We start from the raw sequence: 23,840 nt of genomic DNA, 5'->3' as shown, positions 1-23,840 counted from the left end.
ATGTGTTGTATAAGTGTTAATGATATGTTGGAGTGGGGAAAAGGGTGGAAAGAATTTGAGGTTATTCGTGGAAAAGAGGAGTCTGTGACTCAAATTGCCACTGTTAAAGAAGAGGATAAAAAAGTGGCTTGTATGATTAAGTTAGTTAACCGTTACATTCAGGAAGGAACGAATTTAATAGATACATTAGGAACTATATTTGATTATGATCACTTTTGTAGACAGTATAGCAATGAGAATGAAAAGAAATGGGGAGCTTATGAATTAGTTAAGCAATTAAAGGTTGAGGTATGTCCATACTGTAATAGGCAATTTATCACTGTATCTGAGCCAAATGAAGAAGAAAAAGGTAGAACAAGACCACAATTAGATCATTTTTATAGTCAGTCTAGATTTCCTTTTTTAGCAGTTTCTTTTTTTAATCTTATACCTTGTTGTCATGTTTGTAATTCTAATTTAAAAGGAAATCAAGAATTTTCAATAGACACTCATATACATCCATATGAAAAGGGGTTTGGAGATTTGGTTCAATTTACTCTCCAATTTAAAGGAGGAAATGGGCAATTAGATTATTTAAAAGCCTGGTACTCAAATCCTGATATATTTTCTATTGGGTTTAAAGTGAACGAAATTGAAAAACAAAAGTATGATGATAAGGAAATTGAGTTGTTACTTAAAAGAATAGGCAATAATAAAAAAACATTTAAATTAAATTCATTATATAACTCTCACACAGATTATGTAGGAGAGATACTTTTGAAATCTTTAAAATACAATGACGCTAAAATTGATTCATTATGTCATGAATTCCCTAATCTGTTTCCTTCAAAACATGATGTAGTAAGAGTAGTATATTCTAATTATGTTGATACTGCACAATTAGATAAAAGAGTTTTATCCAAATTAACAAGAGACATTACTCAAGAATTCGGAATAAAATATACCTAATAAGTTAGTAATACCGCTCCTTAATCCATAAGAAGCGGTATTAGGCTTTTATAGATATGTTTTCTTTAATAATAGTTTTAATTCTTCGATACTTAACCATGGTTTACGTCTATGTAACATTCTATGACAATTAGAGCAAACCATTATAATATCCTCAAGTCTAGTCTTTTCTCCTTTTTTTAGTTGAGATACAGGTATTATATGGTGTCCTTCAATATAATCTTTTCCTAATTCACCATATGTTTTATAGAAGTCAAAGCCACAAATTTCACAGAAGAGTTTCCCTCCATTTTGCTGTTTAAAGTGCTCTTTTGCCAATGGAATGACTTGGTTATTACGTTCATAGGACAGGTGAGTTCTAAGTATTTGTTTACCTTCAGAAAAACCCTCCTCAAGATCGATTAAATCCCAATCATTATTGTTATCGAAGTCCCTTAATCCCCAACATCCATTTCCTTTACCATTTACAGCGTAAAATAAGTCCTGTTCCCCTTTATAAATATCGCATTCACTAGAATGATAATAGATGGTCTTTCTAATTTGTGCACTTATTGATTTTTCATGCTGATATTTACTTAGGTCTATTTTATTACGTTCCATAACTTTGGTTTTAATTTGACTTAGTGTTCCATCTCCACCTAACTCTGTTAATATTTCTATGATTTCATTCAACCAAGGGTTGTTATTTGTCATGGGTATTCCTCCGGGTAATGCATATTTGATTAGAATTTTAATTGGTAAAAACATCAAAAAAACAATTAGAAAATTCATTTAATCTATTTACTTAGGTAAATAGTAGTGGTCTAATAAATATAGAAAGAACGAAAGGGGGGAAACAAATTGGCAAAGTTAGCACTGATACTAGGAATGATACTTACAGCACTAACAATCATTGAAAAAGTCCTAGTCATCCACGAAAAAGTAAAAAAGCTCAAAACCAACGAAAACGCCCAGCCAGACGTAAACGCAAATGATTTTGAGCGGAAGAGAGAAGCGCACCTTCTCTCTTCTATACACATTATAACAACTTGCCAATTTGTAAACAATATGAAGAAACCAAGTAATTCATCGAACTTCTTAATTATTTTTGTTACACTGTTTTACTTTGCATATTTTCGAGATTCAGTTGAAGCGAGTATTTTTAAAACTGTTTTGGATATCGTGTTAATCATTCTTTTAGTTCTTTATATAATAAATACGTCATTACGACTTTATGGGATTTTTAAAGAAAAAAGAGGTGAATAAAGTGTACAAGTTTGAGGATAAAAAGAAACTACTTTCTTTTTTACATGATGAGGTATTAACGACACCAGAGGTAATGGATGTTTTAGGCATTAGTAAAGCGAGAATTAGTAAAATGATTAAAGATGGTAAACTTGTGCCATTTAAGAAAATGGAACGAGTAAGTTTGTTTCTACGTGAAGACATTGAAGAGAAGAAGAAGGAATTAGAAGTCTTGCGTAATAAATATAGACCATATGAAGAGGCAAAGTCATTTTTGTACAAAGATTAATTATGATAAACATTAATATTAAATGTCTTAACTTTATATTAAGTTTTATTGATTTTATTTCAACCTCCTTTTATTCTTGTATAGAGGAGGTTGATTTGTATGAGAAAATTGCGTAAAGACATTAAAGTAATCGCCCAATTAGTTATATTTTTGGCGGTTTTTACATTAATCACTGTAGTATTTAATGCTATAGGAAATATGGAAATGTTAGTAGGGATGATTCAGGAGACTTCTAAGTTAGGGATAACCATAATAATAGGTTTAATTGCGATTGCAATTGCTTGTATATCTTTTCAAAGTCTAGAAGCTAGAAAAGAGAACAAAAACTTTTATATGAATTATTTGACGTTAATGCTTATTGCACTACTCTTTTTACTAACTATTTTTTGGTTCCCGTATTTACCGATAGATTCTAACGAGTATATGTATTATTTCATTTTCATAGTTTATTTTCTTCTTGGGACAGTTTTGTTAGGTCTTTCTTTAATTGGGACTCATAAAATTATTAAAAAGGCATTTGAATAAAGTTAGTTGAAGAAATAATCCTAATATAAAGGGTTATTTCTTTTATTATAGGGATAGAAAAAAGAGATGAAGATACATCATCTCTTTTATACGTTCTTGTTTTCAGTAACACCTAAATGTTTTTTTAATGCATCTTGTAATACTTGTGAGTAGTTTACATTATTAGCTTTTCCCATTTTATCAAGCCAATGGGGAATAGTTAATGTTTTCTTTACTGCTTTATTTTCAATTTCACTACGGAATGGTGGCATCCATACTTCCATTAATCCGATTACTTGATTCTCTTTAGTTTGAATAGAAGCTGGATTAGAAGCTGATGGAATACTTCCTTTTTGCTCTTCTATTTCGTATAGATGAGTTGCTAACGTCTTTTTAGCCATTTCAAAGGCATCTTCATAGTTAGTACCATTAGCATGACAATCTGCTAAGTCGGGAAATGTAACAGTAACCTGTTCATTAGAAAAATCAAAAATAGATGGGTAGATGTAGCGATCTTGGTAAGTGCTCATTTTTTTTCCTCCTGCTAAATATGGTGTAATGGATTTACTTTTTAAATTTCTTGATAATCGAAATGGTAAAGACCAGAATCCATAAAATAATCACTATTAAGTAGATAGTGTCTAACATTTGTAAATTAGGAAAGTCTGTAACAATAAAGAAACGAATTGTTAAAAACAAACAAATAGTATTTAAAATCAATGAAGTTTTTGACATATAGATATGGGAGATGATAATATTTTTTTGGGAAACCCAACCAGTTGGTTGAGTTTCCCATTGGGTGACTTGCGTTTTCTTCGCTTAGGTTTTCTGCTTGGTCGGCTGGAACCTTTGCGTTGAGGACGCTTATTTTTTTCTTCTTTGCTTTCTTTCAGAAGTATGTAGATCGCTAAGATGAATGAAGAAATCCCGCTTACTTTGTCTAAAATATCTAGAATGTCCATCTCCCTTATTCCCTCCTTTCTTCACACGTGTTATAACACGTGTGAAAGTGATTTGGTTGAATAATTTATATTTTTATAAAATAATATAAGGATATATAATGTTGAAAGGGAAGTTATTGAGAGTATTTTCATTCAATATAAGTTTGTTCAATAGAGGTAAAAGCTTCATTTTTGTCGTACAAAAGCCAACTAATAGTAGATGGTGATTAATTACAATTATGTTATATAAAACTTCATTTACCGTATTGGGTAATAAATTATATAAATCTTTGTAGGCACTACGGTCATTCTTGTAGCGTCTTGTTTGTTGTTAAAGGAAGATAACAAAACAAAAGAATACAATGAACGAAAAATTATGAAACCTTTCAAAATTTTTCGTTTTTATTTTGTATAATGAATCTAATTAGAAAAGGGGAGATGTTGGTGTGAGGAATTTGAGTCGTTTTACTAATCCGTATTTCGAAACGAGAGGGGAAAAAGAAAACGGAGTATACGAAGTAGTTAGGCATAAAGGGAATGAGCAAGTTCCGTTCAAAGAAAAATTCAATTCATTAAAAGAAGCTAGGAAGTTCATTTATCAATATGCTCATAAGAATCCGGAGTGGTTAAATATAAATGGTGATATAAGTGAATTTAACTTTAAAGAGGATAGAAAACAAAATTCTTGGCATGGAAACGTTATTGAAAAGGTATATAAAGTGCTATATAAGGACTTAAATGAATGGAATGAGTGATTATCAAAGTAGCGAATCCGCTACTTTTTATTTTATAAAGGAATTAACGGAGGGAGGGGCTAGACAAATTACTTTCTATTAACATAGAAGGTGGTGGGTGAATGGCAAGGGTGAGTAATGAACTTGAAGGGTGGAAGGATATAGAGGATTACGAAGGTAAATATCAATTCAGTAGTTTAGGCAGAGTTAAAAGTTTAGATAGGATTGTTAGACATAGTGGGAATCATGAAAGGATACAGCAAGGGAAGATATTAAAATTAACACTTAACTCTGTGAGTGGGTACTTGCAGGTGGCGGGTTCTGTTGATGTAGGATTAGGATTTATGATTGATGCAAAAGTAAATGTTAATGGTCACCGCAATATACAGTTCACAATAGCAAAGGCAAAACATACTATGTAACAGCAAATGAAGCCTATGTGTATGTGAAGTAAAAACAAGAGCCGTCAAATGACGGATTTTTTTATTTTATAGCAATTAATTAACTTATACCTGTTAATCACAAACAACAGGTATGGTATAATTATATATGTAAGGGAGGTGAGAAACATGGATTGGGACTTAACAGAAAAGGTTCTTGAAAATCTAGCTTACATAGTAGGCATGGTGGTAGGAGTCACAATCACAAAGAAAAACATAAACGATATGAAAGACAGAAAGGAGAAGAAAAAGCAAGAAGAAATAGAAAAAAGCCTAGCCCGCAAGACTAGACGCAAATAACACAACGGGGGAAAAAATTCCCCCAACCTTAAAAAAATTATAACACAAATCCAATCCATGTAAAAATGAAATTAGATAGAAACACTATCGTATTAGTATTATTTTTAATATTAGTGGTTACAGTGACAGATTATAGAGCAACAGAGATGACCACCTACTTAGGCATTATGGCTACGGTGATTTTAAGTGTAGCATTGATTATTAATTTAATTGCTATATATATGAAAGGAAAGGGTGAATAATATGGATAATGTAAGTGAGGAAGATAAGCGTAAGATAGCACAAGAAGTTGTGTTAACAGCTCCTGAAACTGCAAATGTTTTAGGTGTTACAACTCAGCGATTACACACGCTTGTAAAACAAGGTCGTATAACACCTTTGAAAGTATCAAATCGAATTGCAGTTTATTTTCGTCCTGATGTAGAAAAGTTAGCGGAAGAGTTAGCGCCATTAAGAGAAAAATTTCGTCCTTTTGAATAAATAGAGCCGATTCCTATTAAAGGAGTCGGCTTTTTTTATTAGGATGTTTAGAATTTACTTTTAGATAATGCCTTAAGTATTGGATTTATGATTTTACTCAGTAAACGAAATGCGTTAAATATAGAGCGTACAAACTTCATGAAGATGAACCTCCTAAAATAAAGGACATATCTTATTCCTTTATTTCTTTTATTGCGTTTAGTGAATCGTTAAAGTATGTCAAACCATCCATTACAGATTGTTCATACCCTTTAACCTTTTCTTTATCCCTTTCGTCTAAACCTGAAAACATGCCGTCTACTGCCTTTTGATATACTATTAAGGAATCTATCAGTCCGATTTGTAAATCTGTGTACTCCTGAGGTGGGTGAAGGGATTTTATCTTGTCAGCCTGTATTTGTACTTTATCATACTGCGCTTTTAATTCGTCTTTATTTGTCAATAGTGTTTTATCTTTTTCAATTATTGGTTTCGTTGCGCGTAATTCAGATTCAAACTTATTAGCAAGTTTATACACTGTCTCTTGATACTCTTTTATAGTACTGAATCTCGTATTGTCTTCTATCTTGTCTTCCTTTTTAATTACATCTTTCTCTTTGCTTGCTTCTTTTTTACTAGCTTCTTCATCTTGTATTTTCTTCTCTAACTCGTCCTTCTCTTTACTTATTTTTTCTTTACTAGCTTTTTCATCTTGTATCTTCTTTTCTAACTCTTCCTTCTCTTTATGTAGTTTATCTACTTCTTCATTTAACGATTTTATAACATCCTTATCAGATCTTGTTTCAGTTTTCTTTTCTGACTCTGCTACTTGTAAGCTATCAGTTTTCTTTTCTTTTTCTATGTCATTATTTGAACAACCTATCCCTGATAACATGATTGGGAGTGCTATACATATTAGTTTCTTGTTCTTCATTTCTCCTACTCCTTTAATTCTTATTTAATAGATTCACTCTATACTCTATTGTTTACGTCTTTATCCTGCTTACTTGTTTTCTTAGCGTTTCCTTGCTTTCATAACTACTTCACTTTCTAATTCCATCATTTCAAATGTATCACCGTTAAAGGATTTTATCTTGAATTCCGCATATGGTGGTAAGTCTATACCTTCTTTCTCTGAACCATGCTCTATAAACTTCTTATACGTGAAAGTCATTATTTTCTTAATCCCATCGTACTTCCATTCACCCAACATATGAGTTTGTTTACGCTCTTCTTTGTCTTCACTCTCATACATTAAGAATGTACCATCTTTCTTTAAGTCAAAACCTAAATTAAATTCACCATTTCTATATGTACCCCAATCAGCGACTAACTCTTTACCGTTTGCGGAGATATTAACAGTTCCTTCATTAGCGTCTTTTATTTCTTTCTGTTTCTTATCCATTACTTTCTGTTGTACTCCAGGGAATTCTTTTTCAAAATCTTCGAATGATGTTTCCCACATTTCAGGTCCAGAGTCTATATCACGCATACCTTTTTCTACAACTTCTTTTAGTCTTGCAGTACTAATACCACCAACCATAAACTTTCTAACATCTTCTTCTACTCGGTTTAAGCCTTCTCTACTATCTTTTATACCCGATTTTATAACATACTCATGGAATTCTTCATGCTTCTTAGGTGGGTTTACAGCTTCTAACTCATTTAGTACCAGTCTTGTATCTGTGATCGCATCTATAGTAGGTTTTGTAAGTTCTCCACCATCATCAAACATTGTTTTAATTTCTTTATCTAGTCGATCTAATTCTTGTTGTAAGTCCAGACGTAACTCAAATAAACGAGTGACATATTCTTTTTCTGATAGTTTCTTTGTACTTACGTCTTTCTTACCTACCGTATCTGTAGGATACCCCTCAACATTATCTATATCCTTCTTAGATTTGCCTGTATCGGATTTCTCTTCTTTACTATAGGAGTCTAATTGGATTTCTTCTTTTGGCTTAGACTTCTTTTTCGCTTCTTCTTGTTCAGACTTGATTGTTGCTAATGCACCCCTTAGTTGTTGCTCAATTTGTTCATCGCTATAGTGCATTCTATTCATATCTTCTATTAATTTATCAGCTTTAAAATGTTTATCTACCAGTTTATACTCTGATTGCGTTAGTCCGTATGTTTCAGTAGTACAGCCTGCCATTAACATAACAGGTAAAGCTAACGTTATTAGTTTCTTTGCTTTCATTATGTATACTCCTTTTTGAAAGAATTGTAATTAATTAACATATGAAACCATAACATAAATTACGTAAATAAGATATATAAATATTTCATCTTTTATTGATAAGGTAGCGGTGAATGATTCACCGCAATATAAAGTGAAAAACTCAAAAATTAGTGTCTTCTATATTACAGCTAATTGAACATATGTAGAGGTACCATAAAATAAAAAAGCCCTTCTCGAATGAGAGGGCTTTGCTATTTTATAAATCAAATTGAACTTGTTGACCATCAGTAATCGTATCATACGACTTTTGCTGGTATGTTGAACTTGTAATGAATTTGACATTAGTAATATCTTTTGGATCTCCATTAAAGAACAAACCTAGGACACGTTCTTGTTTAACTTTCCCAAAGTAATCAAAGGAAGTGCTTTTTTCTGTAATGAAATTACGATTTGCTTCTAATTGTTCGCCATTACTTAGTACTACCTTATCAAAATTAGAGAAGCTAATATTCTCATCTGAGGTATTTTCCACAGTATAAATAACTTGAATATAATGTAGTTTTCCATCGTTAGTAGGTGTAGCTTGATAGACTTCTTTAGCCCCATTTAACGTTTGTTCTGAAAGGTCAGATAGTTCAAAAAGCTTGATGTTTTGAACAGTCATTTTAATTGGAGCTACATCAATAGTTTGATTAATTTCTTTAATTTTCATAAGCTCAATAACTCCGCCCTGAGCATTGTATTTTTGCTTTTCTCCAACTTTAGTTAGCAATGTTTTTTCGTTAGTTTTCGAATTGCTTTCTTTAATACCTTTTTGGTCTGAGGCAGTAGGCGCACTCTTTTCTTCTGTTTTTTCTTCTGAGCCACAAGCCACAAGTGCTAGGGAGAAAAATACAGAGACAAGTAATAATAGATACTTTTTCAAATTAGTTCCTCCTAAAATATATTGCGATATTAAGTATAACAGATATATGTCGATTTCGTAGGATAAAATTAGATTTACAGGAAAAATATTCTTGAATGTTGTCGACTTAAGTCAACTTATAGTGTGTTATAAGAGTATAAAGAATAGGAGGTGAGCAAAGGGGATTGGATAATAATCTTAGGTGTATAGCTACAACAGCAACGGTTTTCTCTCAAGTAACCGCAGGTGTTAAAAACATCGTAGATACATACTACAAGATAAAAGAGGAAAAACAAAAGAGTCGCCCCGACCAAGGAAACGACTCAGAATAAGCACACAGGGGAGGGAAGCCTCTCCTGCATTTAAGATTATATCACATTCCATATTATTATGAAAAAATTTATCTGGACGAATCTACCTGTAGTCATTGTTTTAGTGTTTATTGTATCTCAATTTTTGATTATAATAATTTAAACACTTGGGATTATATCTGTATCGTTGGTACCATACTAGCGATAATTCTAATGATAATCAACATGATTATTTTGTATATAAAGGAGAAGAAAAATGTATAACTTTGAATCTAAGGAAGAACTAATAAAATTCGTAAATGATGAAATAGTGAATACTTCAGAGGCATTGAAGATTTTAGAATGCTCAAGGCAGAATTTAAATAAGTTGGTGAAGTCGGGGACGTTAGTACCCATTAAAGAGATGGTTCGAGATAGGTTGTTTTTTAAAAAGGATATTTTAAATAGGAAAGAACAGATGAAAAAATAAAATAGGCCTAAGTTATTTAGGTTTGTTTTATTTTGTGGGGCACCCACGAACCCACCCACAATTCACCCACAAAATAAAAAGATTGTTACTTTTGAAAGAGCAGATAAAACAAATAAGAGGAGAAATCCAAGCAGAAACAAAACGTGAAAAAAGGAATGTCATTTAAAGGAAGTGACTGTTAGGTATATAGTGAGAGAGCAAACAAGTGATAAAGTGATTTATTTGTTATTACAACAAATTAGTTAAGGAAGACTTAAATACAAGTGGTTACTAAAGTAGTGTCTTTTTTAAATTGTTCTCCTTTAATGTACCTCATGTATCAGTCTTCTTATCTTATTTTTTCTACGAGTCATCCCAGCTTCAGAAACTGTGTAACGGAAACCAAAGAAACATGAAGCCAATTAATACAGTAAAAGAACAATTTAAAAATATGTTGAGATTTTGAACTACCCCCACTTTCACTTCGTTTAGAAGTGAGGGATTCCTAAGTAAAGAGTTCTATCGAACTCTAATTGATTAGGCTAACCCCGCAGTCCTTGCGGTTAGAAGCCTTATCGCTTCATTCTTTATATTGATACTTGCGTTAATATCCCTATCATGGTGTGTACGACAAGAAGGACAGTCCCATTCACGTAGGTTTAGATTTTTAACGTCTTTATTTTGATATCCACAACAAGAACATAATTGGCTGGAAGCAAATGTTTTCGATACGACAATGACTTGTTTGCCATACCATTTTGCTTTATATTCCAACATGGTTCGAAACTGTGACCAAGATACTTCACTAATTGCTTTTGCTAACTTATAATTCTTTAACATATTTGATACTTGCAAATCCTCTATACCGATAACATCGTGGTTTTTGATGATTTCAGTTGAGATTTTGTCCAAGTAATCTTTTCTAGCATTTGATATGTATTCATGAATTCTAGCTACTTTTACCCGTTGTTTATTCCAGCCAGAAGATCCTTTCATTCTTCTAGAAAGAATACGCTGTGCTTTCGCCAACTTATCTTCTAATAATCGGAAAAACTTCGGATTTTCATAGGGTGTTCCATCTGACAAAATGGCGAAATCTTTTAGTCCTACATCTATCCCAATGTAAGAATGTGTTTTCGGAAGTTCTTGTACTTCTGTTTCAACTAATAGTGACACAAAATATCTACCAGAAGGGTTCCGTCTAACCGTAGCATTTACAATACGTCCCTTTACTTCGCGACTTTTGGCAAATCGAACAAGACCTAGTTTTGGCAATTTTAATTTATTTCCTACGATGGCAATGTTTTCATTTGTTTGTTTTGTAGTGTAAGATTGTACGTTATTCTTCTTGGATTTGAAACGCGGGGCACTATTTTGTTTTTTGAAAAATCGTGTATACGCATCCGCAAGGTTGCGAACAGAAGACTGAATCGCAATACTATCCACTTCTTTGAGCCAAACAAACTCTTTCTTCATGGCAGGAAGTTTGGCAGAGCATGTACCATATGTTAAACCTTTTCCAGTCTCTTTGTATGCGTGATCCCATAGGAAAAGGAAATGATTGAATACAAAGCGAGAACAACCTATCGTTTTGTTAATTAGAATTGCTTGTGTCTGATTTGGATAGATACGAAACTTATATGCTTTATTAATTATCATTTGATTCACCTCCATTTCGATATATGACTATTATATACCAAACATATATTCGGTGGATAGTGAAGTAACACTTTATGTATATCGAACAATTAAGATGGCTTCCTGCCATCCCTTGTTCGAAGCCAATTTATCTCCCACCTACTCACTGGGCTGTGACCCTTCACGCTCCTTGAGGAAGAAGTCTTCTTGGCTAAAATGATAAAATGGTGCCAAGAAAGGATTGATCATTTTATGCTTCTACAGTTCATACAATAAATTGATGAATTTCTAAAAGTGGAACCATATTCGGAAATTTAGGCTGATGGTGAGTGAAGCAAAGATGCTTGGTGTTGTGAAAAATTAGGTAGTTTAAAAGGGGATTTTTTATGAAGAATGAACGAGTAGTAACTTGTAATAAAAAAGGAAGTATTGCAGTCGTTACAATTCAAAATCCACCAGTCAACAGTTTAAGTTTAGAAGTAGTTCAACAGTTAGTAGATGTATTAGAGGAAATAGAAATTGATAATGATATTTCAGTCGTAATTATAACTGGGAGTGGAGAAAAGGCCTTTGTAGCAGGAGGGAATATAAAAGAATTTCCAGATTGGATGGGCAAAGGTGAAAAATATGCCGAGATGAAATCATTAGAATTGCACCAACCTCTTAAGCAACTAGAGAATCTGTCTAAACCGACTATTGCTGCTGTTAATGGGTTAGCACTAGGTGGTGGATGTGAATTAGCACTTGCTTGTGACTTAAGGATAATAGAGGAACAGTCTTTAATTGGATTACCGGAAATTACGTTAGGTTTATTTCCTGGGGCTGGAGGAACCCAACGCTTACCTAGATTAATTGGAGAAGGGAAAGCAAAAGAGATGATGTTCACAGGGAAATCGATTACAGCTAAAGAAGCAAAAGAAATAGGCTTGGTTAACTACATTACCCCTCGAGGAGAGGCGTTAAATAAAGCAAAAGAGATTGCAAGGGATATAAGTAAATTTTCTCTTCCGGCTCTCGCCTATATGAAGTTGGCAATTCGCGAAGGGGCAGCAGTACCTTTACAAGAAGGGCTTGAAATTGAAGCGCGTTACTTTGGAAAAGTATTTCAAACAGAAGATGTGAAGGAGGGGGTAAAGGCATTTATTGAAAAAAGAATGCCGCATTTTACAAATAAATAGAATGGGACGAAAAAAGTAATCCAGGTTTATTCTATACTATGTCAACATAGATGCTGTTTTTAAAGCTATTTATTTGTTTTTCGCAACACCTTTCAGATCTAGTTCGTCTAATAAATAGATTTGTAGTAGCATGTCTATTTCAAAAGTGAAAATAAATAAAAAGGCGGAGGAATAGAATGGAAAATGGTACAAATGAAAAGGAAATAAATCAAACGCCTTTAGTAAGTGTATTAATTCCTACGTATAATCGTCCACACTACTTTGAAAAAGCTTTATGTAGTGTATTAGAACAAACGTATCCTAATATAGAAATTATAATAGGGGATGATAGTACAAACGACGAAACAGAGAAAGTGTTACAAAAGTACTTGTATGATCATTCAAATATTATTTATATAAAAAATAGGTCAACTCTTGGACAATTTGAGAACTCACGTATGTTATTTCATGAAGCGAAAGGTGAGTATATAAACTTCTTAATGGATGATGATTTATTTCATGTAAATAAAATTGAAAAAATGATGAAATACTTTTTAAATGACCTAGATAATGAAATTAAACTTGTAACATCCCATCGCCAAGTAATGGATGCAGAAGGAAACCTATTGCCAGATGTTTATTCAACGATGCGTTTATTTTATACAGATACAATTATAGATGGGTCACAATTAGGAAAAATGGTGATTATGAATCAAAAGAATTATATAGGAGAACCGACAACGGTTTTATTTCGTAAAAGTGATTTAACAGAACCGTATGGTGTATTTGATAAAAGGCGGTATCTTTGCAACGTAGATGTAGCTTCATGGTTATCCTTACTAAGTAAAGGGAAAGCAGTATATATAGCGGAGACACTCAGTTACTTTCGATTACATTCAAATCAGCAGTTAAATGAATCTAATAAAATGATGGATGGGTTAGAGGATTTTTCTCATAGTATTATTATAGCTGGAGAAAAATATGGTTTCTTATCCTCCGAGGAGGAGTTAGACAGAGCTATTACAAATTTTCTAGACTATGCAAGAAGAATTGTTCCATCATCCATATTATATTCATTGGACTACTATCAAAAAATCAAGCTAAAGAAAATAAATATTGAAAAGAAAAAACAGCGTATGAATATCAACTCGCACCTCCCAAAAGTCAGTATACTAATTCCTGCCTACAATAGACCTCATTACTTAGAATTAGCCCTCAAAAGTGCTTTGAATCAAACCTATGAAAATATTGAAATTATAATTTCTGACGATAGTACAAATGATGAAGTAAAAACAATGATCCAGCCATACTTAAAAGAACATGAATGTATAACATATGTTAAAAATGAAAATCCATTGGTGGCTGAAAATTTTAATCAATGTATAGAGCTTGCTACTGGTGAATATATAAATTTTTTATTAGATGATGATTTATTTCATCTTGAAAAGATTGAGAGAATGATGAAATACTTTTTTGAATTAGAAAACATTGCATTTGTGACGTCGTACCGTGAACTAATTGATGAGAATGGAGAGGTATTACCCCCCTCAACATTGAATATGAAAATTGCCATAGAAACTACAATTTTTGAAGGGGAAACACTAGGGAATTATATGTTGAAAAACTTGAAAAACGTAGTTGGAGAACCGACAACGGTTTTGTTTAATCGCAATTTTTTTGGAGGGAAATTTGGTTATTTTAAGGGGAAAGCGTATTCTTCTATTAATGACATTGCAACTTGGTTAGATATGATGAGGAAAGGAAAAGTAGTTTATATAGAGGAACCTCTTAGCTACTTTAGACAACATAGTGGACAAAATCAAAAACAAATGTACTTTATATTAATGACAATTGAAGAATGGATTGAATTAATTACAGATGCACATAATAGTGGGTTTTTAAATACTGAACAAGATTATAAAGAGAGTTTATCTTATTGTTTGGAGAATGCGGGATTTATACTTAAGGATGCAGTAAGAAGTGGAGAACTAGATCAAATTTATAATGAAAAGATAAAAAACGGGTTAATTAAACTAGTTACTCATATATTTGAGAAAAATATGTGTTATTGCCAATATTGCAATCAAGAATTTAAAAGTTTTTCTCCTTGGCCAGCACATTATGATTTTCTAAAATATGAATTTGAGATGTGGAATAAAGATACAGGTATCTGTCCAGTTTGCTATTCGATGGATCGTGACAGGTTGTATCGTGCGTACATTGAAACAGAGACGGATTTGTTAAGTAGGAATTATACTATGCTTCATATTGCACCTGAAGAGAAGGTAAGAGGGTGGCTTAACCAGTTTAAAAACATTACTTATACATGTGGGGATTTAGAACCAAAAGATTCTTTAATGGAGGAAATTGATATTACGAGAATTGCATACGAAAATAATACCTTTGATGTTATTTTATGTAGTCATGTATTAGAACACGTGCCTGACGATGAAAAAGCAATGCGAGAATTATATAGGGTACTAAAGCCAAATGGATGGGGAATTATTCAAGTGCCAATCGTAATGAATGTAGATTTTATTATAGAGGATAAATCTATTGTAACGCCATTATTGAGAAAAATAGCCTTTGGTCAAGAAGATCATGTTAGGATTTATAATCGATCGGGATTTATTCAACGATTAACAGATGCGGGCTTTAAGGTGGAATTGTATAACATAGCTCAGAAACAAGGAATAGAAATTGCTAGGAAATTCGGATTATCTGAAACGGATATGCTCTATATTGTCCGAAAATGATAGAAAGGAATAGGTGCATATGGAGAATATTCCTTTTTTACGTGCGTCAATTGTACCTGCAAACGAGTACTTAGATGAATTAGAGCGAATTGATATTTCCCACATATATACAAATTATGGACCTATAAATCAACGTTTTGAAGAAACAATTATGTCGGAATTTTTTCAGAACAGGGGAGCAGTTACAACAGTAGCAAACGCAACGCTAGGGTTAATGGCGGCAATTCAATGTAAGAAAAGAAAAAAAGGAAAGTATGCTCTTATGCCTAGTTTTACATTCCCTGCTACTCCATTGGCAGCTATTTGGTGTGGCTTGGAGCCTTATTTTATTGATATTTCATTAGATGATTGGTGTATGGATAAAACGGTACTTTTGGATAAGATTGATGAATTAAAAGAAGAGGTTGCAGTTGTTGTTCCATATGCAACATTCGGATCATGGATGGACTTGAAAGACTATGAAGAATTAGAGAAAAAGGGCGTTCCGGTTGTTGTAGATGCGGCACCAGGGTTTGGATTAATGCATGAGGGTGTACATTACGGTCAGAATTTTAGTGGTATGATTGTATATAGCTTTCATGCAACAAAGCCTTTCGGAATTGGTGAAGGTGGTATGATATATAGCCATAATGAGGAAGAGATAAATCAAATTAAAAGAATGGGGAATTTTGGATTTGATCATAATCGTGAATGTACGATGATGGGGTTTAACTGTAAAATGACTGAATATGCAGCAGCTATTGGGATTACAACGATAAATAAATGGAATCAAAAAATGCAAGAACGAACTCGTATCTCTGAATGGTATAAACAGTTATTACAAAGTACGGGATTAATCAAAAAAGGCTGGCAAGTTCAAAAGACAAAAGCAGTTATTCATCAATTTATGCCTATTCTCTGTTCAGAAAAAATTAACAATATGCAGATAATAGAAGAGTTGAAAAAGCAAAAGATAGAAGCTAGATCATATTTTTCACCATCTTGTCATCAACAAGATTTTTTTAAAAAATATAAGTCTACAGATTTAACAAATACAAATAAAATAGAAAAACGAATAATTAGTCTACCTTTATGGGAAGGAATGACAAAAGAAATCGTAGAGAAAATTATAATGTGTTTAATACAGAAGGTGGTGTCCACAGATGAATAGTTTTTATAGTCAAGAAGAGTTGAGCGAAATTGGCTTTCTATCTGTCGGGGAAAATGTATTAATAAGTAAAAAAACCAGCATATATAATCCAGGTGCTATATCTGTTGGAAATAATGTAAGAATCGATGACTTTTGCATTTTAAGTGGCAAAATTACAATTGGAAGTTACTCGCATATAGCGGCATATACAGCGTTATTTGGAGGAGAAATGGGGATTGAAATGCATGATTTTGCAAATATTTCATCAAAAACAATTGTATATGCAGCAATTGATGATTTTAGCGGAAATACATTAATGGGACCGACTGTTCCACATCAATATAAAAATGTGAAAGCTGGAAAAGTTATTTTAAAAAAGCATGCCATTGTTGGTGCGCATTCTATTATCTTTCCCAATGTAGTAATAGGAGAAGGAGCGGCAGTTGGCGCGATGAGTATGGTAAAAGAAAGTTTAGATGATTGGTATGTGTATGTTGGGGTGCCCGTAAGAAAAATAAAAGCTCGTAAAAGAAAGATAGTGGAATTAGAAAATGAATTTTTAAAAAACATTAATTCCTGAGTCGTTAAAAGATTTCGCTGCAAATTATCTCAAAAAAATAAACAAAGACATGTGTGTGTAAGGGTATATTATAAGATTACTAGTAGGTTGCAAAAAGTTAAAGAATTGTGCGGATAAAATTGTGATTTAAACCATAAATTTGCCGTTTCGGTAAGGTTATGGTTCTTTTTGTTTGTGGAAGAAAACTTATTATTGAGAGCACTACATGTCCATCGTCACTAAGATAGCCTTAAAGTGGACATAATTTCTTAAAAATGATACTACATAATAGTTAAAAAATACCTTTGTATCGCTCCTGCTTTATATAAAAATAGCAACATGCAATTGTTTATAATCTCCATTGCAAAGGAATAAGATAAGCTATAGAATTTAAAAGTATTTAAATGCCGGATATTGTTTAAATCATTTTAACTAATACTTAAGAGGAGAATACAATGAATAAAATAAAAAAGTTACTTAAACGTAAAACGACTTGGATAATTTTTATTCTTTTCGTACTTGTTTATGTAAATAACAGTTCTTTTTTTGCGAAGAGGGACGAGGGAAATCCTCTTCTTCTTGCTCATCGAGGACTTTCGCAAACATTTAGCATGGAGGGAATTGAGGGGGATACGTGTACAGCAGAACGTATAAATAAACCTGAACATTCTTATTTAGAAAATACAATTCCATCTATGGAAGCGGCATTTAAAGCTGGAGCTGACCTAGTAGAGTTTGATGTTCAACCAACTAAAGATAATAATTTTGTCATTTTTCATGATTGGACTCTTGATTGCCGTACTAATGGTAAAGGTGTTACAAGAGATTTTACAACTAAAGAATTACAAGCACTTGATATTGGTTACGGGTATACAGCTGACGGGGGAAAAACATTCCCGTTTCGTGGAAAAGGGATTAATCTTATGCCAACACTTGATGAAGTACTTAACCATTTTCCAGATCGTTCTTTTCTTATTCATATTAAAAGTGATGATGAAAATGAAGGAATCCAATTGGCTACTTACCTCAAGAAACTACCAGCGAAACGTCTTGCTCAACTAACAGTATATGGTGGTGATAAGCCGATTGCTTCGATAAGAGAGCACATCCCTAGTTTACGAACGATGTCAAAAGCAACCATGAAAAAGGATATTCTTACTTATATGGCGTTAGGGTGGACTGGTTACATACCTTCAAGCATGAAGCATGGAGAGTTACATATACCAGATAAAGTAGCTCCTTTGCTTTGGGGATGGCCTAATCGTTTTCTTAATCGAATGGATAAAGCAGATACTCGAATTATCGTTGTAGGAGGAAATGGGCTTGGATTTTCAAGTGGATTTGACTCATCTGAAGATATAAAACGCCTTCCAGATGATTATACAGGTGGAATTTGGACAAATCGCATTGATAAAATAGCACCTCTATATAGAAAATAAGGGATGACATTAAAAGCGGAGTTTTTTCATGTATTTGGCCATTTATATTTTAAAACAAGACCTATTGAAAATATTGAAGTTTGATCTACTGAAAAACCCCTCTGATTTCATATATATTATGGAAATCAGAGGGGTTTTTTTATGAATTTGACTTATTTAATGTACATTCATGCAAAAGTCCGACATGGATTAAAAAATAAACTGCTAGATGTACAAAATGAGCTTTATCTACATAAGTAACTAAATGTCGATAAAGTTTGGAGGTACTTTCAAAACATTCAGTTGATAGGCAGTGGAGGTTACATACCTTTGTTTAAAAAGTCAACGGCTCTATAATTAAAGCGCCTCTTGTTCAACAAACAGGTGCTTTAGTTGAATAAGATTAAACAACTATGTTATTGATTTTTGAGTTTAGATGTATTTAAATGAATAGAAATTAAAAAACTTTAAAGAGCCTTGCTACAATAAAATGTAGCAAGGCTCTTATATTTTTTATATTAAAATTAAATAACTTTATTATCAATTTGCATTTTAATCTATTATTACTTTTTTCCTCTTTTGTTTATTTATAGGGAATAGAGAAATAAATGAGATGGGAAAGCAAACTTTACAATGCTCCTTCGTATTTATAACTAAAAAGAGTCGAATACCTGCAAATAAAAGTAGTTTTTACCGATTATACTTTGAAAAAATCAAATATTATGGAGAAGATAGTTATGCGAAGTGGTGTAAGGCGTTCTTTTCCAGTAGATATTACGCATTAAATGCTCATGTGTATTGATAATCACTAGTTAACACTTCCATGTCTAAAGGCAGACTAAACTCCAGTATCATGAAATCTATGGTGTACGTTGAATGTATGAAATAGGAGGCTTCCATTTCATAAAGTTTGGCGGCGTAACGCAAATATTTCGGCTAATTTAATGAATAAATTATCGGACAAAAATAAGCGCTCTAACTTTGGGTAGAACGCCATTTTACCGTAATATATGGCCCGGAAAGGGCTCGAACTCAAGACCTCCACACTGTAAAGGTGGGGGGGGATTTTATTACTTTTCTTCCTGCATTATAAATTTCCAAAAACGTTTTAATTCTTCACGTTTTTGGGATGGAGCAAGTTTTATATCATTTAACCATTGATCTAGTTCTGAATCATTTCTTTTCCCTTCAGCATCAAAATCTCTCCCTAGAAGAAAATCAGTAGATACTTTAAAGTAATCTGCTATACGTATCAAGGTATTGTAATCAGGTTGACGTTCATTACGTTCATACATACCAATTGTACTTTCACTTAGTTGAAGGGATTGAGCTAGTTCTTTTTGCGTAATTCCTTTTTGTTTTCTTAAATCACGAATTATATTTCCAAACGTTTTCATTCTATCACCTGATAATATATTAACACAATATGTGTTAATATATTAAAACTTTTAAAAATTGATAATTGAAATCTATTGACAACACACTTTGTGCGGTTTATATTTTAATTAACAACACGAAATGTGGTTTTAGGGGTGAGAATGTATGAATTATGAAAGAGTAGCTGAAAATCTAATTAATTTAAGAAATGGGAGATCTAGAGAAGAGGTGGCAAAAGCAGTCGGAATCAGTATTAGTACATTGCAGATGTATGAAAATGGACAGAGAATCCCACGAGATAATATAAAAATAAAATTAGCGAATTTTTATGGTGTTACAGTTCAAACAATTTTTTTTGATTCAGAACAACACGAAGTGTGTTGAATAATGTTGGATTTTTAAGATGATGTAGTGATTTTTTAGAAATGTAAGTTTAGAAAGTGTTTTAGTCGATTTTACATAAAAAGGTAATGTTTTTATCGTTATATATAAATTAAAGGGGTGTATTTGCATGAACATGAAAACATTTGAAGTGCGTGAAAAACGATTAGCAGAACTATTAGGTGCAAAGGTACTATGGGAATTTATAAGTGCTGTCACAGAGGAAATTGAAAAGCAAGAACTAGAATCTACACCAGGATTATTAGAAGATCTATTCATACATGTAAAAGAAACTATTCAAATTCAAAATATGAATCAACGCATAACAAAAGCCCCTGTAAAAACAGAGGCTGATGGTATAAATAAAGATACAATATTTATGGAAGCATATGTAGAATTAATTAATCATAAGTTTGTTATTTCTGAGCTAGCTGTAGAGCTTTCATCTGTTCTAAAAGAATTAAATTGTTTTGTTCAATCATCTTTGCCACAGCTTCAAAGTGAGCTTGATTCTCAAGAACCTCAATCTGCTTCTCTTTAGGGAGTGATTGAAGTATTTCTTTTATTTCTTTACACTCGTATATGTTATTCTCCGAGTCTTCAATTAATTTATTGCGACGATTGGTGTATTCAAGTGCACCTAGAGTCGCTAATGCGCGAGAATCTAATCCTAGAATTTCCATGTATTCCTCTCCTTTCCTCTACAATAATTCGATAGGGGGAAGGAGATTCCTTTAATGATTTGCTAGAGTTTTTATATAGTTATATAACATGTTATTTATTAGTGGGAATGTTATTTAGCTGGAATACAATAGAATTAGACTTAAAAGAGCTTCAAAAAAGGATGAGAAGAAAGGGGAATCCAGTAAGGCTGACTCCTTTCCCTTAAATAATCTACTTATGGAACGGTTGTTTACTTGTAAAATGAATTTTAAATTGGATTCCTTGAGGGAGATTTGATCGACGGAGGGAATGGATAGATAAACAAAATTAAAGAGAATTGTAATGGAAAGAACTATAGGAAATATTTAAGGAGTTATTAGATAATATGTTTTTTAGTATTTAAGAAGAGTCCCATGTATAAATTATTACATATAAAAATAAACGATTAGTCATTAAATAGAGAGAAGGACACTAGTTATTTGTATAAATGGAATACCGGAGAGTAGGAAATTAATATAAGTAGAGAGTGCAATCCTCAGTATTTCTTGAATGTTAATAAGCATTAAACTTTATATTGCAACACTTACAGGTGATGCTCCAACTGTTACTATTGTATTTACGGTATAGTCAACGGAGTTAAGAATAGTAACTGTGTTTTGTTCTGGCTGTGCAATATAGATGAATTTTCCATCAGGGGTAAACGCAGCGCTTTTTGGGCCATTTATGGAAATAGTGCCTGTGGATTGATGTTGTGCTGTATCAATAATATTGATTTCATCTGTAGTTTCTTCTCCTAGCAATGCTACAGGTTGATTAGGTGAAAGAGCAAGGAACGAGTAGTAATATGCTCCAGTAAGAATATCCCCAATCTCTTGGAAAGTGGACAAGTCAATAACTGTAAGGGTAGTCCCAGACGCCACCAACTCTTCTGTAACATAAGCGAATCCGTCAAGCAAGCTGATTTCTATGAGATTTGGATAATCGTTTGAAGTAGGACGTTCTGCTACAATTTCTCCTGTGTTTAGATCAACCTTTACAATACTCCAAGTCGTATAATTTACGATGTAGGCGTATTGTCCATTCGGATCAATTGCTATACTTGAAAATCCATATCCTCCAAGCGAGATAGTATTAGAGATGGTTTGAGTTAAGAGGTTAATAACAGTAATGCCCATTGAACCAGTTAAAAAATTTAGTATATACGCAAACTGGTTATCCGGAGAAAATCCAATATCAATTGGGTCGTTTATCGAGAAAGTAGAGATAATGGTAAGTGTTTCATTATTAATTGTAGAAACACTATTATCATTTGAGTGCAAAACTAAAGTGTATGTTTTGTTTGGACTAACAGCAACTTTAATTGGCTGATATGGAAGATTGATTACATGCTGGACAGTCTTTGTTGCTGTATTAATTACTGAAAGAGTATTATCATCTCTATTTGCTGTAAAAGCATAAATAGGAGGATTTGGTGGTACTGGTAAAACAGAGAGGGTGCCATTTAAGATAAATGTATTTTTATCTTGTGGCGTAACTGTTAAACTCTTAAGTTTAAAGCTACTAAAATCAAAGCAGCAATTCGAATCAATTGTATAATAAACAATCTGATTGATAGAGAATTTATGCCATTTAGAAAAAGCTGCATCTCCTTGTCCATATTGATTTTGAACAGGGGAAATACTAACAAGCATTGTAAGTACTCCATATATGCGAACACTGTGTACTGGATAGGAACCATCTGGTAGATCAGTTTGAAGAAGGCAAGGGTTCGGTGCTTGCAGCGTACATGGTTCAAATGCACATTTTAATCGGTTTGTATTCCAAGTGACAGCACCGGTATAATTCGTATCATTAATTATATATCCTTCAGGAGCTGTAATTAAAACCTCAAAATCTACATATTGATTGCACGTACCTTGGCAAGGTAACATGTACTTCACTTCCTTTATCAAAAATTATGTGTTATTTCATGTGGTATATAAAGTTGATTACATACCGTATTAAGAAAAATAATTTTAGAACTTATGCCTTTTTATGAAATAATCATGTTTGAAAGGCATTTACTTGTTGATATGACATGCCAATAGGTGGCAATGCTCTATATTATGCTTCCTATTTTCTAATGCTTGTACATATCGTGGTTATTTTAATCGGGATAATATTTGATCCAATAATAGTAAAACACGTTGAGGTAAATATAAAATTGATCTCGATAGGTTAATGCTGATAAAGCGCTATTGAATTCAAAGAAGTCAAAGCATGAAAGGTGACACAGCGCTATGGCAGAAACGGAAATTGCATATGTACCACTAATAAGGATTGTGACGCTTAAGAGTGAGGGGGAGTAAGTCTAGAAAGCGATTAGAGTTTCCTGGTTTATTTTTCACATTAGAAGATTTTCTAGTTAGCAAGTCATATTGTGATTGAAGTTACTTATGGAATAGATTTTTACGGAAAATAATAAAAATTCATGGACAAACAAGATATCGCCTTTATCTTTTAGTGTATACAAAAAGAAAATCATAATTACCGGAACAGTTCGTTCTTTTTGTTTATATAATAATATAACTGAACTTTATTTATTGATAAGGAGTGGGATAATAGCTGCCTAAAATTATAGTTATTATGACTAGTTATTACAAGCCATTGTTTGTAGAGAAATCGATACGGAGCGTATTAAATTAGAATTGTCAATGTTCCGCAGTTTTAATTAACGAAGCATCTCAGCCAATTAAAGCTGTAAAAAGACCTGCACAAAAGATTACAAACAATGATCCATATATAATGGATCATTGTTCGACATGTATTGGGCTTCTATTTTGCCAATCGTTCAAAAAATAGGTTTCTTACTGGGATAAGAAACCGAATTTTATTGCATGAGGTATGCTATTTTTTTGAGATTGAATCATTTTTGGGTTTTTATCCGATAGATAAGATTTTAGATAAAAAATATATTAATTTAAATTCAATATATTTTTAGTTATTCGCGGAAGAAAAAAATGAATTTATACAATTATTAAACCATAAAGAACATGTAAGGAATTAAGAGAAGACTTAAGAAGAAAAAGAGGGTGAGAC

24 protein-coding genes and 3 pseudogenes are annotated in these 23,840 nt (G+C 32.5%); 18 read left to right on the top strand and 9 right to left on the bottom strand.

Features of this window, described 5'->3' with window-relative positions; genetic code table 11:
• Positions 1-24: 24 nt before the first annotated feature.
• Positions 25-948, top strand: a complete 924-nt coding sequence (locus AB6801_RS26605; protein ID WP_370941221.1) for an HNH endonuclease family protein — start codon at positions 25-27, stop codon at positions 946-948.
• A gap of 48 nt (positions 949-996) precedes the next feature.
• On the opposite strand, the gene AB6801_RS26600 is transcribed toward AB6801_RS26605, so the two are convergent.
• On the bottom strand, positions 997-1,641 hold the full coding sequence (locus AB6801_RS26600) for an HNH endonuclease (RefSeq protein WP_098539373.1): 645 nt from the start codon (positions 1,639-1,641) through the stop codon (positions 997-999).
• Positions 1,642-1,788: 147 nt separating this feature from the next.
• Here AB6801_RS26600 and AB6801_RS26595 point away from each other — a divergent pair, with 147 nt between their 5' ends.
• From AB6801_RS26595 to AB6801_RS26585, 3 genes are all read left to right on the top strand, one after another.
• Positions 1,789-2,193, top strand: a complete 405-nt coding sequence (locus tag AB6801_RS26595) for a hypothetical protein (protein WP_255288658.1) — start codon at positions 1,789-1,791, stop codon at positions 2,191-2,193.
• A complete protein-coding gene (locus AB6801_RS26590; RefSeq protein ID WP_098434370.1) occupies positions 2,162-2,461 on the top strand; it encodes a helix-turn-helix transcriptional regulator in 300 nt (99 codons plus the stop codon). The genes AB6801_RS26595 and AB6801_RS26590 overlap by 32 nt, the downstream gene beginning before the upstream one ends.
• A gap of 99 nt (positions 2,462-2,560) precedes the next feature.
• Positions 2,561-2,986, top strand: a complete 426-nt coding sequence (locus AB6801_RS26585; RefSeq protein ID WP_098434369.1) for a hypothetical protein — start codon at positions 2,561-2,563, stop codon at positions 2,984-2,986.
• A gap of 86 nt (positions 2,987-3,072) precedes the next feature.
• Here the strand turns inward: AB6801_RS26585 and AB6801_RS26580 are convergent, their stop codons facing one another.
• Together AB6801_RS26580 and AB6801_RS26575 are read right to left on the bottom strand one after the other, a co-directional pair.
• Entirely contained in the window at positions 3,073-3,495 is a 423-nt protein-coding gene (locus AB6801_RS26580) for a type II toxin-antitoxin system HicB family antitoxin (RefSeq protein ID WP_098318403.1), read from the bottom strand.
• A gap of 186 nt (positions 3,496-3,681) precedes the next feature.
• A complete protein-coding gene (locus AB6801_RS26575; RefSeq protein ID WP_141540506.1) occupies positions 3,682-3,927 on the bottom strand; it encodes a hypothetical protein in 246 nt (81 codons plus the stop codon).
• 425 nt (positions 3,928-4,352) lie between these two features.
• On the opposite strand from AB6801_RS26575, the gene AB6801_RS26570 reads away from it, so the two are divergent.
• From AB6801_RS26570 to AB6801_RS26550, 5 genes and pseudogenes are all read left to right on the top strand, one after another.
• On the top strand, positions 4,353-4,661 hold the full coding sequence (locus AB6801_RS26570; RefSeq protein WP_001245240.1) for a hypothetical protein: 309 nt from the start codon (positions 4,353-4,355) through the stop codon (positions 4,659-4,661).
• A gap of 101 nt (positions 4,662-4,762) precedes the next feature.
• Positions 4,763-4,897, top strand: a pseudogene (locus AB6801_RS26565) (NUMOD4 domain-containing protein); the annotation flags it as partial.
• 51 nt (positions 4,898-4,948) lie between these two features.
• A pseudogene (locus AB6801_RS26560) lies at positions 4,949-5,094 on the top strand (N-acetylmuramoyl-L-alanine amidase); the annotation flags it as partial.
• Between the two features lie 115 nt (positions 5,095-5,209).
• Positions 5,210-5,380 carry a hypothetical protein gene (locus AB6801_RS26555; protein ID WP_000383709.1) on the top strand — a complete coding sequence of 57 codons (171 nt, stop codon included), beginning with the start codon at positions 5,210-5,212 and terminating at the stop codon, positions 5,378-5,380.
• 243 nt (positions 5,381-5,623) lie between these two features.
• Positions 5,624-5,860, top strand: coding sequence for a helix-turn-helix domain-containing protein (locus tag AB6801_RS26550; protein ID WP_000370979.1), 237 nt, complete (start codon positions 5,624-5,626; stop codon positions 5,858-5,860).
• Between the two features lie 172 nt (positions 5,861-6,032).
• Here AB6801_RS26550 and AB6801_RS26545 read toward each other — a convergent pair whose 3' ends face one another.
• From AB6801_RS26545 to AB6801_RS26535, 3 genes are all read right to left on the bottom strand, one after another.
• The gene (locus AB6801_RS26545; RefSeq protein ID WP_370941220.1) at positions 6,033-6,773 is read right to left on the bottom strand and encodes a DUF7018 domain-containing (lipo)protein; all 741 of its coding nucleotides are present in this window, start codon (positions 6,771-6,773) and stop codon (positions 6,033-6,035) included.
• 81 nt (positions 6,774-6,854) lie between these two features.
• A complete protein-coding gene (locus AB6801_RS26540; protein ID WP_000644819.1) occupies positions 6,855-8,039 on the bottom strand; it encodes a DUF3994 domain-containing protein in 1,185 nt (394 codons plus the stop codon).
• A 238-nt stretch (positions 8,040-8,277) separates the two neighbouring features.
• A complete protein-coding gene (locus AB6801_RS26535; protein WP_370941219.1) occupies positions 8,278-8,946 on the bottom strand; it encodes a hypothetical protein in 669 nt (222 codons plus the stop codon).
• Positions 8,947-9,492: 546 nt separating this feature from the next.
• Between AB6801_RS26535 and AB6801_RS26530 the strand changes: the two genes are divergently transcribed.
• A complete protein-coding gene (locus AB6801_RS26530) occupies positions 9,493-9,705 on the top strand; it encodes a transcriptional regulator (RefSeq protein ID WP_060852626.1) in 213 nt (70 codons plus the stop codon).
• 516 nt (positions 9,706-10,221) lie between these two features.
• Here AB6801_RS26530 and tnpB read toward each other — a convergent pair.
• The gene (gene tnpB / locus AB6801_RS26525; protein WP_370941218.1) at positions 10,222-11,343 is read right to left on the bottom strand and encodes an IS200/IS605 family element RNA-guided endonuclease TnpB; all 1,122 of its coding nucleotides are present in this window, start codon (positions 11,341-11,343) and stop codon (positions 10,222-10,224) included.
• A 365-nt stretch (positions 11,344-11,708) separates the two neighbouring features.
• On the opposite strand from tnpB, the gene AB6801_RS26520 reads away from it, so the two are divergent.
• The 5 genes from AB6801_RS26520 to AB6801_RS26500 all read left to right on the top strand — a co-directional run bounded on the left by AB6801_RS26520 (position 11,709) and on the right by AB6801_RS26500 (position 18,362).
• Entirely contained in the window at positions 11,709-12,500 is a 792-nt protein-coding gene (locus tag AB6801_RS26520; RefSeq protein ID WP_370941217.1) for an enoyl-CoA hydratase, read from the top strand.
• Between the two features lie 176 nt (positions 12,501-12,676).
• Positions 12,677-15,235: a glycosyltransferase gene (locus AB6801_RS26515; protein WP_370941216.1), complete on the top strand. Its 2,559-nt coding sequence runs from the start codon at positions 12,677-12,679 to the stop codon at positions 15,233-15,235.
• Positions 15,236-15,254: 19 nt separating this feature from the next.
• The gene (locus tag AB6801_RS26510) at positions 15,255-16,385 is read left to right on the top strand and encodes an aminotransferase class I/II-fold pyridoxal phosphate-dependent enzyme (RefSeq protein WP_370941215.1); all 1,131 of its coding nucleotides are present in this window, start codon (positions 15,255-15,257) and stop codon (positions 16,383-16,385) included.
• Entirely contained in the window at positions 16,378-16,944 is a 567-nt protein-coding gene (locus AB6801_RS26505; protein ID WP_098785821.1) for an acyltransferase, read from the top strand. Before AB6801_RS26510 ends, AB6801_RS26505 begins: the two co-directional genes overlap by 8 nt.
• A gap of 434 nt (positions 16,945-17,378) precedes the next feature.
• Entirely contained in the window at positions 17,379-18,362 is a 984-nt protein-coding gene (locus AB6801_RS26500) for a glycerophosphodiester phosphodiesterase family protein (RefSeq protein WP_370941214.1), read from the top strand.
• Positions 18,363-19,411: 1,049 nt separating this feature from the next.
• On the opposite strand, the gene AB6801_RS26495 is transcribed toward AB6801_RS26500, so the two are convergent.
• On the bottom strand, positions 19,412-19,738 hold the full coding sequence (locus AB6801_RS26495; protein WP_000846661.1) for a helix-turn-helix domain-containing protein: 327 nt from the start codon (positions 19,736-19,738) through the stop codon (positions 19,412-19,414).
• 145 nt (positions 19,739-19,883) lie between these two features.
• On the opposite strand from AB6801_RS26495, the gene AB6801_RS26490 reads away from it, so the two are divergent.
• Together AB6801_RS26490 and AB6801_RS26485 are read left to right on the top strand one after the other, a co-directional pair.
• Positions 19,884-20,102, top strand: a complete 219-nt coding sequence (locus AB6801_RS26490; RefSeq protein ID WP_001105580.1) for a helix-turn-helix transcriptional regulator — start codon at positions 19,884-19,886, stop codon at positions 20,100-20,102.
• 127 nt (positions 20,103-20,229) lie between these two features.
• Positions 20,230-20,640, top strand: a complete 411-nt coding sequence (locus AB6801_RS26485) for a hypothetical protein (protein WP_033693017.1) — start codon at positions 20,230-20,232, stop codon at positions 20,638-20,640.
• Between the two features lie 691 nt (positions 20,641-21,331).
• On the opposite strand, the gene AB6801_RS26480 is transcribed toward AB6801_RS26485, so the two are convergent.
• Positions 21,332-22,693, bottom strand: coding sequence for a YncE family protein (locus tag AB6801_RS26480; RefSeq protein WP_088338135.1), 1,362 nt, complete (start codon positions 22,691-22,693; stop codon positions 21,332-21,334).
• A gap of 778 nt (positions 22,694-23,471) precedes the next feature.
• Here AB6801_RS26480 and AB6801_RS26475 point away from each other — a divergent pair.
• Positions 23,472-23,837: pseudogene (locus AB6801_RS26475) on the top strand (glycosyltransferase family 2 protein); the annotation flags it as partial.
• Between the last annotated feature and the right edge of the window lie 3 nt (positions 23,838-23,840).

This window comes from Bacillus sp. RCC_6_1 (genome assembly GCF_041360755.1).
GTDB lineage: Bacteria > Bacillota > Bacilli > Bacillales > Bacillaceae_G > Bacillus_A > Bacillus_A cereus.
The sequence above is the reverse complement of the archived record's forward strand: the minus strand, read 5'-3'. Positions and strand labels throughout refer to the sequence as shown.

Coding starts and splice junctions, on each gene's coding strand:
- AB6801_RS26605 (WP_370941221.1), top strand. CDS start 25: ATGTTGGAGTGGGGAAAAGGGTGGAAAGAATTTGAGGTTATTCGTGGA.
- AB6801_RS26600 (WP_098539373.1), bottom strand. CDS start 1,641: ATGACAAATAACAACCCTTGGTTGAATGAAATCATAGAAATATTAACA.
- AB6801_RS26590 (WP_098434370.1), top strand. CDS start 2,162: ATGGGATTTTTAAAGAAAAAAGAGGTGAATAAAGTGTACAAGTTTGAG.
- AB6801_RS26585 (WP_098434369.1), top strand. CDS start 2,561: ATGAGAAAATTGCGTAAAGACATTAAAGTAATCGCCCAATTAGTTATA.
- AB6801_RS26580 (WP_098318403.1), bottom strand. CDS start 3,495: ATGAGCACTTACCAAGATCGCTACATCTACCCATCTATTTTTGATTTT.
- AB6801_RS26575 (WP_141540506.1), bottom strand. CDS start 3,927: ATGGACATTCTAGATATTTTAGACAAAGTAAGCGGGATTTCTTCATTC.
- AB6801_RS26555 (WP_000383709.1), top strand. CDS start 5,210: ATGGATTGGGACTTAACAGAAAAGGTTCTTGAAAATCTAGCTTACATA.
- AB6801_RS26550 (WP_000370979.1), top strand. CDS start 5,624: ATGGATAATGTAAGTGAGGAAGATAAGCGTAAGATAGCACAAGAAGTT.
- AB6801_RS26545 (WP_370941220.1), bottom strand. CDS start 6,773: ATGAAGAACAAGAAACTAATATGTATAGCACTCCCAATCATGTTATCA.
- AB6801_RS26540 (WP_000644819.1), bottom strand. CDS start 8,039: ATGAAAGCAAAGAAACTAATAACGTTAGCTTTACCTGTTATGTTAATG.
- AB6801_RS26530 (WP_060852626.1), top strand. CDS start 9,493: ATGTATAACTTTGAATCTAAGGAAGAACTAATAAAATTCGTAAATGAT.
- tnpB (WP_370941218.1), bottom strand. CDS start 11,343: ATGATAATTAATAAAGCATATAAGTTTCGTATCTATCCAAATCAGACA.
- AB6801_RS26520 (WP_370941217.1), top strand. CDS start 11,709: ATGAAGAATGAACGAGTAGTAACTTGTAATAAAAAAGGAAGTATTGCA.
- AB6801_RS26515 (WP_370941216.1), top strand. CDS start 12,677: ATGGAAAATGGTACAAATGAAAAGGAAATAAATCAAACGCCTTTAGTA.
- AB6801_RS26510 (WP_370941215.1), top strand. CDS start 15,255: ATGGAGAATATTCCTTTTTTACGTGCGTCAATTGTACCTGCAAACGAG.
- AB6801_RS26505 (WP_098785821.1), top strand. CDS start 16,378: ATGAATAGTTTTTATAGTCAAGAAGAGTTGAGCGAAATTGGCTTTCTA.
- AB6801_RS26500 (WP_370941214.1), top strand. CDS start 17,379: ATGAATAAAATAAAAAAGTTACTTAAACGTAAAACGACTTGGATAATT.
- AB6801_RS26495 (WP_000846661.1), bottom strand. CDS start 19,738: ATGAAAACGTTTGGAAATATAATTCGTGATTTAAGAAAACAAAAAGGA.
- AB6801_RS26490 (WP_001105580.1), top strand. CDS start 19,884: ATGAATTATGAAAGAGTAGCTGAAAATCTAATTAATTTAAGAAATGGG.
- AB6801_RS26485 (WP_033693017.1), top strand. CDS start 20,230: ATGAACATGAAAACATTTGAAGTGCGTGAAAAACGATTAGCAGAACTA.
- AB6801_RS26480 (WP_088338135.1), bottom strand. CDS start 22,693: ATGTTACCTTGCCAAGGTACGTGCAATCAATATGTAGATTTTGAGGTT.